General features: G+C 51.9%; 17 protein-coding genes and 3 pseudogenes. 16 read left to right on the top strand and 4 right to left on the bottom strand.

What is annotated here, in order from left to right:
• From PPOP_RS23225 to tnpA, 3 genes and pseudogenes are all read left to right on the top strand, one after another.
• Positions 1–522 (top strand): annotated as a pseudogene (locus PPOP_RS23225) (WXG100 family type VII secretion target); the annotation flags it as partial.
• 19 nt (positions 523–541) lie between these two features.
• Positions 542–1,003 (top strand): Imm30 family immunity protein, encoded by a 462-nt coding sequence (locus tag PPOP_RS00585; RefSeq protein WP_006284022.1) that lies wholly within the window; start codon positions 542–544, stop codon positions 1,001–1,003.
• Positions 1,004–1,260: 257 nt separating this feature from the next.
• Positions 1,261–1,446 (top strand): annotated as a pseudogene (tnpA, locus tag PPOP_RS25655) (IS66 family insertion sequence element accessory protein TnpA); the annotation flags it as partial.
• Here the strand turns inward: tnpA and PPOP_RS23705 are convergent.
• Positions 1,446–1,736: a hypothetical protein gene (locus PPOP_RS23705; protein WP_234399627.1), complete on the bottom strand. Its 291-nt coding sequence runs from the start codon at positions 1,734–1,736 to the stop codon at positions 1,446–1,448. The pseudogene tnpA and the gene PPOP_RS23705 overlap by 1 nt on opposite strands.
• On the opposite strand from PPOP_RS23705, the gene tnpB reads away from it, so the two are divergent.
• The 7 genes and pseudogenes from tnpB to PPOP_RS00565 all read left to right on the top strand — a co-directional run bounded on the left by tnpB (position 1,617) and on the right by PPOP_RS00565 (position 4,711).
• Complete coding sequence (gene tnpB / locus PPOP_RS25650; RefSeq protein ID WP_422730604.1) at positions 1,617–2,045, top strand: IS66 family insertion sequence element accessory protein TnpB; 429 nt, start codon at positions 1,617–1,619, stop codon at positions 2,043–2,045. The genes PPOP_RS23705 and tnpB overlap by 120 nt on opposite strands.
• Positions 2,018–2,596, top strand: a complete 579-nt coding sequence (locus PPOP_RS25015) for an IS66 family transposase (protein WP_093470941.1) — start codon at positions 2,018–2,020, stop codon at positions 2,594–2,596. Before tnpB ends, PPOP_RS25015 begins: the two co-directional genes overlap by 28 nt.
• A complete protein-coding gene (locus tag PPOP_RS25010; RefSeq protein WP_267879045.1) occupies positions 2,566–2,676 on the top strand; it encodes an IS66 family transposase in 111 nt (36 codons plus the stop codon). Before PPOP_RS25015 ends, PPOP_RS25010 begins: the two co-directional genes overlap by 31 nt.
• A pseudogene (locus tag PPOP_RS25005) lies at positions 2,661–2,969 on the top strand (IS66 family transposase); the annotation flags it as partial. The gene PPOP_RS25010 and the pseudogene PPOP_RS25005, both read left to right, overlap by 16 nt.
• Before the next feature lie 9 nt (positions 2,970–2,978).
• Entirely contained in the window at positions 2,979–3,218 is a 240-nt protein-coding gene (locus PPOP_RS00570) for a transposase domain-containing protein (RefSeq protein ID WP_234399628.1), read from the top strand.
• Between the two features lie 254 nt (positions 3,219–3,472).
• On the top strand, positions 3,473–3,643 hold the full coding sequence (locus PPOP_RS25645; RefSeq protein WP_422730603.1) for a putative holin-like toxin: 171 nt from the start codon (positions 3,473–3,475) through the stop codon (positions 3,641–3,643).
• 144 nt (positions 3,644–3,787) lie between these two features.
• Positions 3,788–4,711 (top strand): ISL3 family transposase, encoded by a 924-nt coding sequence (locus PPOP_RS00565; RefSeq protein WP_006284017.1) that lies wholly within the window; start codon positions 3,788–3,790, stop codon positions 4,709–4,711.
• Between the two features lie 202 nt (positions 4,712–4,913).
• Here the strand turns inward: PPOP_RS00565 and PPOP_RS25300 are convergent, their stop codons facing one another.
• Positions 4,914–5,018 carry a phage antirepressor KilAC domain-containing protein gene (locus PPOP_RS25300; RefSeq protein ID WP_234399626.1) on the bottom strand — a complete coding sequence of 35 codons (105 nt, stop codon included), beginning with the start codon at positions 5,016–5,018 and terminating at the stop codon, positions 4,914–4,916.
• Positions 5,019–5,099: 81 nt separating this feature from the next.
• Between PPOP_RS25300 and PPOP_RS21540 the strand changes: the two genes are divergently transcribed.
• Complete coding sequence (locus PPOP_RS21540) at positions 5,100–5,345, top strand: hypothetical protein (RefSeq protein WP_006284016.1); 246 nt, start codon at positions 5,100–5,102, stop codon at positions 5,343–5,345.
• Positions 5,346–5,373: 28 nt separating this feature from the next.
• A complete protein-coding gene (locus PPOP_RS00560; protein ID WP_006284015.1) occupies positions 5,374–5,772 on the top strand; it encodes a hypothetical protein in 399 nt (132 codons plus the stop codon).
• Between the two features lie 340 nt (positions 5,773–6,112).
• Here the strand turns inward: PPOP_RS00560 and acnA are convergent, their stop codons facing one another.
• Positions 6,113–8,839, bottom strand: coding sequence for an aconitate hydratase AcnA (gene acnA / locus PPOP_RS00555; protein WP_006284014.1), 2,727 nt, complete (start codon positions 8,837–8,839; stop codon positions 6,113–6,115).
• A 315-nt stretch (positions 8,840–9,154) separates the two neighbouring features.
• On the opposite strand from acnA, the gene PPOP_RS00550 reads away from it, so the two are divergent.
• The 4 genes from PPOP_RS00550 (at position 9,155) to PPOP_RS00535 (ending at position 12,507) form a co-directional block, all read left to right on the top strand.
• The gene (locus PPOP_RS00550) at positions 9,155–10,150 is read left to right on the top strand and encodes an amidase domain-containing protein (protein WP_006284013.1); all 996 of its coding nucleotides are present in this window, start codon (positions 9,155–9,157) and stop codon (positions 10,148–10,150) included.
• A gap of 121 nt (positions 10,151–10,271) precedes the next feature.
• Positions 10,272–11,393: a D-alanine--D-alanine ligase gene (locus PPOP_RS00545; RefSeq protein ID WP_006284012.1), complete on the top strand. Its 1,122-nt coding sequence runs from the start codon at positions 10,272–10,274 to the stop codon at positions 11,391–11,393.
• A gap of 95 nt (positions 11,394–11,488) precedes the next feature.
• On the top strand, positions 11,489–11,992 hold the full coding sequence (locus PPOP_RS00540; protein ID WP_006284010.1) for a metallophosphoesterase family protein: 504 nt from the start codon (positions 11,489–11,491) through the stop codon (positions 11,990–11,992).
• Positions 11,993–12,177: 185 nt separating this feature from the next.
• Complete coding sequence (locus tag PPOP_RS00535) at positions 12,178–12,507, top strand: acetyl-CoA acetyltransferase (protein ID WP_148277786.1); 330 nt, start codon at positions 12,178–12,180, stop codon at positions 12,505–12,507.
• 6 nt (positions 12,508–12,513) lie between these two features.
• Here PPOP_RS00535 and PPOP_RS23690 read toward each other — a convergent pair.
• The coding region (locus PPOP_RS23690; RefSeq protein WP_042226815.1) for a hypothetical protein at positions 12,514–12,721 on the bottom strand (208 nt) is incomplete at its 5' end.

The raw sequence follows: 12,721 nt of genomic DNA, 5'->3' as shown, positions 1-12,721 counted from the left end.
ACAGAATTCGACGATATGGTGATAAACGGCGATCTCAATTCTCGTTATGCCTATGGGGGAGCATTCTTAGCAGAGTTAATTCCTCTTGGTAAACCCGGCAAGCTTGGTAAGCTCGATAAGTTGACGGGTAAGGGGCTACTCCCAGGGGAAGGGAATGTAGGGACATACAAGCAATTAATTAAACAAGGAACAGCATTTGATAATATCACTCCGCACCATATGCCTTCTGCTGGAAAAATGAAACAAGCAGGGGTAGGCAGAAACGATGGTATTAGTATGAATATGGAACAACCACATCCAGGAACTGGTGGAAGACATAGAGATACTTATACTTATGGTTTATCTGGTAAAAAACTTGATGGTTATTTAAATCTAAATTATCGTGATGCACTGGCAAATGATATAATGGACGCACGAAGAATTTACATGAGAGACGGGTTATACACACCTGAAATAAGACAAGGTCTCCAAAATACAATCCAAATGAACAAAGATGTTTATCCGAATTTATTTGGAAAATGAGTGGATAGGGTGAGATACTTTGGATACGAAACTAGAGCTAGAAAAAGTTTTTAATAATCGCTTACTTAGGACTAATCAAGAAGTTTTAGAATTTGAGCGATCATTGGAACTACTGATCAATCTTAATGATATTTCAATCCTCCCAGATTTACTATTAGGATTTGACGACCGTACAGAACAGCATGAAGTAATGTTTGGACTGGTACATGGAATTGAGAAGCTGTACAAAAGTAAGATGGAGGAAGGACTACGATTAATTGCATCATCAGTCTCCAATGTCATAAATAATGCTAAGGAATGGATGGAAATTTTACACTACAGAATTTTAAATCATCCTCAAGTTCGTCTAGCTTATGGAATTGCACTTTCACAAATTGATATAACTGCACGGAATACAGTTATCGATTTACTAAAGGGAATAAAAAAAGAAGACCCTAACATGTTTACAATTTCGGTAGACGAAGTGCTAGCAAATATTTAAATATTGAAACCTTGATCGGCTCTCTACGCCGCTCAAGGTTTTTTTTACCATGGCAACGTTTAAAAGCATAACAACGGCTAAGTTTGTTCTATTTTAAAAAGTAGGTGAATAATAGTGTTGGCTTCCAGTTTGCATGATGTTCTAGAAAATTTTGATTTCACAGATAGTATTGTTGTGAGCGTCAAACTGTGAACACCTTCAACGGGAGCGTGCTTCATGAGATACTGGTGCTATCCTGATGAAGGAGGTCTCCTCTTATGACGTTCATCGAACGTAGACAACTTTGGCAAGATCGCTTACGCCAACAGGGCGAGAGCGGTCTTTCTCCTGCTCAGTGGTGCGATGCCCACGGCATCAAGCGTCGGCAATTTCAAGATTGGCAGCGCCGCCTCGCCACGGCATCTGCTTCTCCTGACCAAGCCCGCTGGGTGGCGGTTACCCTTCAACCGGACACTCCACCCTCCGCGAAGGCGCTTGTGATTCGCGTGGGACCTGCGACCATAGAGGTCACCCCCGGCGTCTCCCTTGAATGGCTCACGGACGTGGTTCGGGCGTTGTCCGTATGCTGAACCCTCCTGCTTCCGGCATCTACCTGGCTTGCGGCAGCACCGACTTGCGCAAATCCATCGACGGTCTGGCCGCACTGGTTCAGGAAGGCTTCCGCCTCGATCCCTGTTCCTCCAGTTGGTTTGTTTTCTGTAATCGCCAGCGTGACAAGCTCAAGATTCTTCATTGGGAGCATAACGGCTTCTGGGTCTACTACCGTCGCCTGGAGAAGGGAACCTTCGCTTGGCCAGCCGATGCGGCCCCGTTCGTGATGTCCATTTTAACGAAGTGGAGGTCGAAGCCAAGCCTGAGCAGGAACAATCTTCCGTGGAGACCATCGCCTATACTCGCAAGAAATATCCCGGCCAACGGGAGGAGAAGCTGGCCGGACTGCCGGAGGAAACGGTGGAGTACCGTCTTGCGGAAGCGGAGCAGATCTGTCCGTGCTGTGGGTACAAGCTGCATGAAATGGGCAGCCAGACCCGCCGGGAACTGATCTTCATCCCCGCCCAGGTGAAGGTGTTGAACCACGTTCGTTTCCAATATAGTTGCCGGCACTGCGAGCGCGAAGAAATCGCAACGCCGATCCTGACGGCGCCCATGCCGCAGCCGATCCAGCCCGGGAGTCTGGCCTCCCCGTCTGCCGTGGCCCATATTCTGAACCAGAAGTACGGACAAGGCGTACCGTTATATCGCCAAGAGCAGGAGTTGCGGCGCCAAGGCGTGAATCTGTCGCGACAAACCATGGCCAACTGGGTGATCGCAGCGGCCACGCTGTGGTTCATCCCGCTCTACGAACGGATGCACGCGCTGCTCGTGGAGAGGGATCATCTCCATGCGGACGAAACGCCGCTGCAAGTGTTGCGGGAGCCGAGGCGCTCAGCCGAGCAGGAATCGTACATGTGGCTGTCCGCAGCGGACGGATGGAACCGGCCATCGTGCTGTACAACTACTAGCAAAGCCGCAAGGGCGAGCATCCCCGGGACTTTTTGTCCGGCTTTCAGGGATATCTGCAAGTGGACGGCTACGCCGGATACCACAAAGTGAAGCATGCGACACTATTGGGCTGCTGGGCGCATGCGCGAAGAGTCTTACGGATGCGCTTGCGGCGTTGCCGAAGGGAGTAAGCCCGGAAGGAACCAGAGCCCAGGAGGGGCTGTCGTTCTGCAACCAGCTGTATGAGTTGGAGCGACAGTGGCGGGAAGAGAATCCAGAGGCGCGGCAGAAGCTGCGGATGGAGTACAGTGAGTCCGTGCTGGAGGCATTCCGGAAGTGGCTGAGAATCCAGCGCAGCCAAGTGCTGCCCAAAAGCAAGCTGGGCCAGGCGATGGAGTACTGCCGCAACTAATGTGAGAAGCTGGTGGAGTTCGTGAAGGATGGGTGGCTGGAACTGGATAACAACCGAAGCGAACGGGCGATCAAGCCGTTTGTGATCGGGCGCAAGAACTGGCTATTTGCCAACACGCCCAAGGGGGCGAAAGCCAGTGCCATCACGTACAGCCTGATCGAAACGGCAAAGGAAAACGGGTTAAAGCCTTACGAATACCTAAAGTACGTGCTGGAGAAATTGCCGCAATTGTCGAATCCGAAGGACTCTCAGGTCCTGGATGCGCTGTTGCCGTGGTCCCCGACCTTGTCCGAGGATATCCGGATGCCGCATTCCCATTGAATCATTTATGTTGGTACAGCCCTGATTCACTACTGAATGAGGGCTGTTTGCCGTTCTTTTTGTGGCTGCCGCCATCATCTCACAGATCTGTCCTTGATGCTAGGTGGTCCGTATTTGACGCTTACGGATTTCTTAGTAGTGAGCAATTACGAAAATTTGTCGTCTTTTGTCCCCATATATTAAAATATATGGTATGATAGACGAGCAATAGAAAGGCTTTATGGCGGTCGGCTAACTCTCCCGGAAGGGAGGTGATGCCTGTGAGCGTATACGAAGCACTATCCGTTATGTTCCAATTTGGACTTTGGATATTCGCGTTATTGACGTTTGTCGTGACGCTGCTGATATACTTGCACACAAAGAAACATACTAACATTAGCGGTAGATACCACGGCCATGGTATCTACCGCTATTTTCTTATATAGTGGGAGTGAAGTGTAGGCCGAGGCGGTCTATGGGCTTCCAGCTCGAAAAAAAACTGGCCTACTTCACTTACTTATTAGAATCAGGTTTGAGTATGTAAAATAGTCAATACTGCTCAGTAAGAAAATAATAGGGCGGGATAGCAGATGTGGACATTGCTTTTTGAAGCATGGGCGATGCGTTTGATGGCGGAAATGCCCGTCAATGCGGCAGCCCGTGAGCTTAGAGAACAGGATACGCGGATGTGGCGCATCTTCCATCACTACGTTGACAAGGCGATGGCAGAGCTTGATTTATCCAAGACGAAACGAATTGCGATTGATGAGACATCCTCAAGGCGCGGACACCGCTACATTACCTTATTCGTGGATGTGGATCGCAAAACGGTGCTATTTGCAACCGAAGGTAAAGGCATGGATACCCTGGATCGCTTCAAGTCGCATCTGACGGCCAAAGGCGCAGCCGCGCAGCAGATTGAAGAAGTATGCTGCGACATGTCAGCTGCTTTTATCCGAGGAATCGAAGCGTATTTCCCTGACGCCGAAATCACATTTGACAAATTCCATGTGATGAAGCTCGTAGGGGAAGCCGTCGACGAGGTACGAATTCATGAGCAGAAGCAGACACCGGAACTGAAACGTACGAAATACATCTGGCTGAAGAACGAGGCGAACCTGAAAGCCGATCAAATGGAAACCTTGCTGCGCCTAAAGGATAGCAACTTGCAGACAGGGCGAGCCTATCGTCTCAAGCTGGCCTTTCAGGATCTCTGGACAACCCCACATATCTTGGCGGATGTGTACCTGCGGGAGTGGATCGGCTGGGCCACGAGGTCTCAGCTTACACCCATGATCAGCTTAGCCAAGACGATCAAACGGCATGAGGAAGGCGTATTGCGATGGTTCCACAGCAGGATGACCAATGGACTGCTCGAAGGTATCAATGGACTGGTGCAAGCAGCCAAACGGCGGGCTAGAGGTTACCGTAATGTTGAAAATCTGATTGCTATGGTCTACATGACCGCCAATAAGCTCCGGCTTTCGAGGCTCGAAGCCCGCCGAGCACAATAACCCTTACCGCCTTGATACCCCGCTTCAGAGTTTGAAACCGCGGTCAAGCGTTCTCCTTGAGGGCTGTTTCAAACTCTGAAATTCTCTTAGAGGCGGAAGGGTTATGAAACTAACATTGCTGCCCTTTACCTATTCAGTAGAGCGAAGAGCCTGTTATTAACGTTCTTACTCCTGACTTTCCATTTCGTTCCGCTCTTTGATTTCAAATAGTTTCGGTATGTTGCGCGTGCGGTTTCAGTTTTCCTTTCGCATCCCGATATACGTAACCTTGTTCTTGTAACCAATTGATGAGTTTTCTTTCTTTCACCTGTAACTCCTTGGCCGTTTCCCGGAAGTTCGTAGTAGGTTGCTTTCTACAAGCATATCAAAATAATCCGCTTTCGGTTTCATGCAAGCGATTTGTTCATTCGCTCTGCGCACTGTTTCTAACGTTGCTTTGAAAATCAATATCGGGCAAGGAGTCAGGACAGAATTCGATGATATGGTGATAAATGGCGATCTCAATTCTCGTTATGCCTATAGGGCAAAAGGAGGACATCAACCAACTAATCTAAAAGAACAACTTGCAATGGGAGAATTGATGTCAAATCCTGCCGCAGGCAAGACGTTAGAAGGTAAGAATAGAAATAGATGATTTTAAGATAAAATAATGAGGTGATTCGATGAAGGTCAGGTGTATCGCCAATACAGGCGACAAACTTTCGAAAAAGACACAGGAACTAGGAGACACTAACGAAACCGAGTACTCAATTAAAATTGATGAGATGTATATTGTATGCGGACAACATCTTTACCGAGGAGTTTTAAGCTATCTAATACTTGGAACTTATGAAAATCTCCCATCATGGTATCCTGCCGAACTATTTGAGGTAACTGACCCATTACTTCCGTTGGAATGGTACTATCAATGTTACGGAGACGAGAACGGTATCAGTGCGGTTTGGGGCTACAAAGAACTAGTAACGATTGATTCACACTATGATGACCTTATCGAGCGCGAAGATGAAGCGATACGTATCTTTTTAAAGCGAAAGAAAGAGATGGATGAATTTAGTGAATAGTATGTTCCAGGCGGCTTGCTCAATGAGTGAGCCGCTTCTTTTTTGGGGGGTTACATTGAACAGGCTGAATTTCACAACGGGAAGGTCATGTTTCAGAATAAGTTGGAAGTGAAGTCGGAGCATACTCGCTTGCGATCCCTCCCGACTTGGTGAAGCAGTCGATCAAAAAATGGACGGACAGCGAGTTTCTCTGACGCACGATATTGTACTTCAGGCACAAAGAAGCTCCCCTCACAGCAGCAGGTTTTATTATGCAACCTGTCTACGATAAGGGGAGCATATCCCTTTTGGGAACAGCCCCGTTTTTATTTCTCAATCGTGATGCAGACAAGCGATTCGCTTACGCATTCGCCTTTTCTCCGGCGATCATTTGCCGCAGTACCGTTTGCAGGATACCACCGTTGCGGTAGTAATCGACGTCAACCATGCTATCCAGACGGACCGTTACCGGGAATTCGAACGTCGTGCCGTCTTGGCGAGTTGCTCTAACTTGCAGCGATTGTCCCGGTTGAATGTCGATCGACAAGCCCTTGATGCTGATCACTTCCGTACCGTCGATGCCGAGCGTCTTCCAGCTGTGGCCTGCCTCGAATTGCAGTGGAAGCACGCCCATGCCGACCAGATTGCTGCGGTGGATACGCTCGAAGCTTTCGGCGATGACCGCTTTGACGCCGAGGAGGTACGTTCCCTTCGCCGCCCAGTCGCGAGAACTGCCTGTGCCGTATTCTTTGCCGGCAATGACAACCAGGTTCGTGTTCTCGCCTTGATATTTCATGGACGCATCGTAAATGGACATGATCTCATCGTTCGGCAAATACTTCGTCACGCCGCCCTCGGTGCCCGGAGCCACCTGGTTGCGAATGCGAATGTTCGCGAACGTACCGCGCATCATCACCTCGTGGTTGCCGCGGCGGGAACCGTAAGAGTTGAAGTCCTCCTGTTGAACGCCATGCGCACTCAGGTATTCCCCTGCCGGACTATCCACCTTGATGTTGCCGGCCGGCGAGATGTGGTCCGTGGTCACGGAATCGCCAAGCAGCGCCAGGACGCGGGCCTGCTCGATATCGGCGATGACTCCGAGTTGGGTGCCCAGGTTCGTGAAGAACGGCGGATTCTGGATATAGGTTGACTTCTTATCCCACTCATACCGTTCGCCTTCCGGAACCGGAATCGCATTCCAGCGCTCGTTCTGCGTGAAGACATGCTCATATTTTTTGCGGAACATCGAAGCATTGATCGCGTGCGCTATCGCCTGCTTGATCTCTTCCGAAGACGGCCAGATATCTTTCAAATATACAGGCTGGTTGTTCTTGTCGTACCCGATGGGCTCGTTCTCCAGGTCGATATTGACGGTGCCTGCGAGCGCGTAGGCGACGACGAGCGGAGGCGAAGCCAGGTAGTTCGCTTTCACTTGTGCGTGAATGCGGCCTTCGAAGTTCCGGTTGCCGGACAGGACCGCCGCGACCGTCATGTCGTGATCGGCAATCGCCTGGCTTACTTCATCCGGCAGTGGACCGGAGTTGCCGATGCACGTTGCGCAGCCGTAGCCGGCGACATGGAAGCCGAGCTGCTCCAGCGAAGCCATCAGTCCGGATTTCTTCAAATATTCCGTAACGACCAGAGAGCCTGGTGTCAAGCTGCTCTTCACGTAATCCGGCTTGCGCAGTCCGCACTCGACCGCCTTCTTCGCCACGAGGCCTGCGCCGAGCATTGCGCTTGGGTTGGAGGTGTTCGTGCAGCTCGTAATCGCCGCGATGACGACGGCGCCCGTCGGCAATTGGCTTGTCTCGCCGTTCGGATGGAGCACGGGCACTTTCTGTTCGATTTTACTGTCGCTCAAGCCGTATCCGCCCTTGTCGACCGGCGTGCGGACGACATCGAGGAAGGATGGCTTCATATTCGACAGCTCCACGCGGTCTTGCGGACGCTTCGGTCCGGCCAAGCTCGGCACGACTGAGCTCAGGTCGAGCTCAATGAGGTCAGTGAAGACAGGGTCCGGCATATCCGTATGGCGGAACATGCCTTGCGCCTTGTAGTAGGCTTCCACGAGAGCGACTTGCTCTTCGGTGCGGCCAGTAAGACGAAGGTAGTTCAGTGTCTCATTATCTACTGGGAAAAATCCGATCGTCGCGCCGTATTCCGGGGCCATGTTGGCGACAGTCGCTCGATCCGCCAGGCTGAGCGATTCGAGACCCGGACCGAAGAACTCGACGAATTTGCCGACGACGCCTTTGTTGCGGAGCATGTGCGTGACGGTCAGCGCCAGATCAGTCGCGGTCGCGCCCTCTGCAAGCGTTCCCGTCAATTTGAAGCCAATGACTTCCGGTGTAATGAAATAGAGCGGCTGACCGAGCATGCCGGCTTCAGCCTCGATCCCGCCAACGCCCCAGCCGACCACGCCGAGACCGTTGATCATCGTCGTGTGGGAATCCGTACCGACGAGGGAGTCAGGGAAGACTTCGGTCACGCCGTCGACTTCCTTGGTGGCGGCCACGGAAGCTAGATATTCCAAGTTCACCTGGTGAACGATACCGGTGGCCGGTGGCACCGCACGGAAATTATCGAATGCCGTCTGAGCCCATCGCAGGAAGCGGTAGCGCTCTTCGTTGCGCTCAAACTCCACATTCATGTTATATGCCAAAGCTTGATCCGAACCGAAAGCGTCGACCATTACCGAGTGGTCAATCACGAGATCGACCGGAACGAGCGGATTGATGCGCTTCGGATCGCCGCCTGCTTTGTTCACCGTATCGCGCATAGCCGCCAGGTCGACGACCACCGGAACGCCGGTGAAATCCTGAAGGACGATGCGGGATGGAATGAACGGAATTTCCTTTTTCTCATCTTGACCTTCTGCCCATGTTGCCATTTGATTGACATGATCCTTCGTAATCGCGCGGCCATCAAATTGGCGAACGGCAGCCTCAAGCAGGACTTTGATTGAGAACGGAAGACGATCAATTCCTTCGTAGCCTTGCGCGTCCAATGCTTCCAGGCTGTAGTAGCGGTACGACTTGCCGCTGACCGTCAGCTCGCGGGCCGTAGAGAAAGCATCTGTTCTTGCCATTGAAAACTACCTCCCTCTATATTCTGTTCGTCCTGTTATGGAACTTTACGCTGTCAAGCTTCGTTTGCTTCACACTATCCGTTTCACCTGATGAAATTTGATTTCATAGTTTCTACATATCTTTAGTATATCGTGTTCGCAAGACACCGTAAAGAGCCTTTCCCGAACAAAGGTGCCCAAATCTACCGCTTCGACATGTGAAGCGGCATTTCCGCATACAATGGATAGCAACATACCGGGCGGCGGAGAAACAAAGCGACTGGCTCCGTTCGCGGCTGACGCAGGAAACGTGAGTGAAGGAGGTGCAGAGAGGAGATGCGTCACGATTGGAAGACGACCCTTTATTTATACGTAGATCAGCATAATCGTTCTGAAATCGACGATCGTCCCCGGGCCATCCAGGCGTCGGTGACCGACATGGAGTATGCGCTCCTCGCGAGCGAACGGGCGCGGAGGCTGGTCTCGTGGTATGAGAGCCGGGGGGCAAGCCCGACCAAAAGCGAGACGCAGGCAAAGCTCCTGGGCACTCATGAGTCCGATCAGGAGGTTATGGTAGATCTCGAGTTCCATATCCGAAGAAGCTATGAGCAGAAGGGGCTGCCTCTGAAGGATGAGAGAATTGAGAGAGAGCGGCTGACCTTGCTCAAAGAAGGAAGCGGTTGGGTCGTGTCCAGGGTGGAGGTTCCGGTGCCGGAGCGGCGGGGACAGCAGTTCGTCGGAGCCGAGAAGAATCGGACATCGCGTTCGAGCCGCTCGCTGCCGCTGTTGAACCGGGATGTACTTGGGCCGGCCGGCTCGATCCGGGCCATTCCGTACCGCCGCGACAAAGCGGTCGCTTATGCGGACGAATGGTGGAATGAGCCGAACTCGCGCTTCCTCAGCTTCGAGGTCGACTGCACCAATTATGTCTCGCAATGTCTCTTTGCAGGCAGCGCACCGATGAACTATACTGGGAGAAGAGATTCGGGCTGGTGGTATAAAGGCATGGTTAACGGCCAGGAAGCGTGGAGTTACAGTTGGGCGGTCGCCAACAGCCTGGAGCGGCATTTGACGAACAGCACGCACGGTCTGCGGGCCGAACTGGTCGATCATCCCGGTGATCTGCAGCTCGGTGACGTCATTGCTTATGATTGGGACGGCAACGGCCATTACCAGCATACAACGATGGTCACCGCATTCGATGCGAACGGCATGCCGCTGGTGAACGCGCACACGGTAAGCAGCCACCACCGGTACTGGGATTACCAGGACTCGTATGCATGGACGGAAGCGACGAAGTACCGCTTTTTCCATATTGTCGATGCATTGTAGGTTGCCAGGCGGGGAAGGAGACCATTCGTTCCCGCTTCTAGAGGTGTGGCCCGATGTGCGAGGCGTGACGGGCATTCTGGGAGAAGACAACAGGCGCATCAGGCGCTAACCGGAGGGGAACATGGAACAAGAACGCAAATTGCGCGTCGGTCTCATCTATGGCGGCAAATCAGGGGAACACGAAGTATCGTTGTCTACGGCTTTTGCGGTGATGGGAGCGATGGATTACGGCAAGTATGAGATCCTTCCTTTTTATATTACGAAAAAGGGAGAGTGGCGGGTCGGTACATGGCGGGACCGGCCGTTCACGAACCAAGAGGAACTGATGCTGGAATCGTGCGGTGGGGGAACCGTAACGGCGATGGAGACGCTGTTCGCCGGCATGGACAGTGCGAAAGGGTCAGCGGAGGACGGCATGAACCGGCACCAGATCGATGTCGCATTCCCGCTTCTGCACGGCACGAACGGCGAAGACGGCACCATCCAGGGACTGTTCGAGATGGCCGATATCCCGTATGTTGGAGCAGGGGTGCTCGCCTCTTCCGTCGGAATGGACAAAGCCATCATGAAGCACGTCTTTGCTCATGCGGGATTGCCGCAGTGCAAATATGAGCATTTTCTTCGTAGGGAATGGGATCAGAATCAAGCGGAGATTTTGGATCGGGTGCAGACCGAGCTGGGCTACCCTTGCTTCGTTAAGCCGGCGAACCTCGGCTCCTCCGTCGGCATCTCCAAAGCGCGCAATGCAGCGGAATTGAAGCAGGCGATTGAGCTTGCGCTGCAATACGATCGGAAGATTATTGTAGAGGAGTTCGTTGACGCGCGGGAAGTGGAAGTGAGCGTTCTGGGCAATGATGAGCCGCAAGCGTCCATACCGGGCGAGATTATCTCATCCAACGAATTCTATGATTATAAGGCAAAATATATCGACGGTAAATCACAAATCGCTATCCCCGCGCCGCTGGACAAGGAACTGCTGGAGCGCATCCGCGAGATGGCGCTGCAGGCATACCGGGCTATCGACGGCTCCGGCCTGTCGAGAGTGGATTTCTTCGTCCGCCGTTCCGACATGGCCATCCTGATTAATGAAGTCAATACGATGCCCGGCTTCACTCCGATCAGCATGTACCCGATTTTGTGGCAGGAGATGGGCACCACGTATCCGGCTCTGCTCGATCGTCTTATTCAGCTTGCTCTGGAGCGCTTCGAGACGAAGCAGAAGCTGCAATACGAGAACCTATAGCTTCACATCAGGGGAGCGGTGCATATAATTTAGAAGAAAAATGGAAAATGGTACCCATTTATTTTAGGAAAAAGAAAAGGAGGAAGGAGAGCCGTATGCGCATCGGAATCGTGTCGGATACCCATATGCCTCGTCGGGGACAGAAGCTGCCTTGCGCCCTCGTCAAAGGGCTGCGCGGCGTTGACCTCATCCTGCATGCGGGAGACTGGACATCTCCAAGCGTTATCCCGATGTTCGAGTCGCTGGCCCCGGTTGACAGTGTCGCCGGGAATAATGATGGTGCGGATATTGTGAAGCGCTTCGGCCGCCACAAAATCATTGCGGCTGGCGGGCTCCGGATCGGTCTTGTTCATGGGGACGGGGCAGGCGGATCGACGAAGGATATCGCCTTCCATACTTTCCGCAATCTAGGTGTCGATCTCATTGTCTTCGGCCACTCGCACATCCCGTATATGGAAGAAAGGGAGGGGATCCTGCTCTTCAATCCCGGCTCCCCGTCGGACAAACGGCTTCAGCCGAAGTATTCATACGGCCTGTTGGATATCGGAGAGGATCAGTCCCTCCGGCTTCGTCATATCTATTACCGCAGCAAGGAGTAATCGAATAACCTCCACTGCCCTATCTATCCGGAGGGCTTGGCTATCATGCGTGGCTGCTTCTGTTATATATTGGAGTGCGAGTTGTCATTAGCGGTACGAGGAGTAATAAGTTTCTGTGCTGATGCCTGCGGAATACGCATAAGGTGAAGTGTACCTTATTTCAATCCGATCGGAGGTTCGAGACCTTGAATCAGCCATATTCCACTCATCATTACCCGCATCCGCATCTACGACAAGTTATCTACCAGATGGAGCCGGGCACGGTTCAAGCCCTGTATTCTATACGGGACCGTGTTCAGCATATGGGTCGTATGTATAAGGATCGGCATGTGCGAGTTCAGACGATAGACGGGCAAGTGCATGATGGCATTATCGTTAACGTCGACAGATGTCATCTCTATTTGTACACTAGAGCGCTGACAGAGCAGCGGGGATTGTCAGAGGCGTATTATAATAATGTCATTCTGCCGCTTGTTCTGTATGAACTGCTGGTCATCACGCTGCTTTATACGTAAGCCTGCCTAAATTGGATCGGATTTGTTCTCCATCCTTGCATACAACATGCAAGGATTTTTTTTGATGTTGTTCATGTCATCACCTCGATGGGTAATCATCGTCTTCCAGTTAGATCCATATTTCCACGGATGTTCATTGGCGGGTTTGCGCTGGGGCGCAGAACTCGTCTTTTTCTTTTGCTGGGACTTCATTCTTTCTGTTTTCTTTAGCAGA

It is taken from the genome of Paenibacillus popilliae ATCC 14706 (assembly GCF_000315235.1).
In the GTDB taxonomy this organism is placed as follows: Bacteria; Bacillota; Bacilli; order Paenibacillales; family Paenibacillaceae; genus Paenibacillus_B; species Paenibacillus_B popilliae.
Note: the sequence above shows the minus strand (reverse complement) of the source record. Positions and strands in the feature narration are given on the sequence as shown.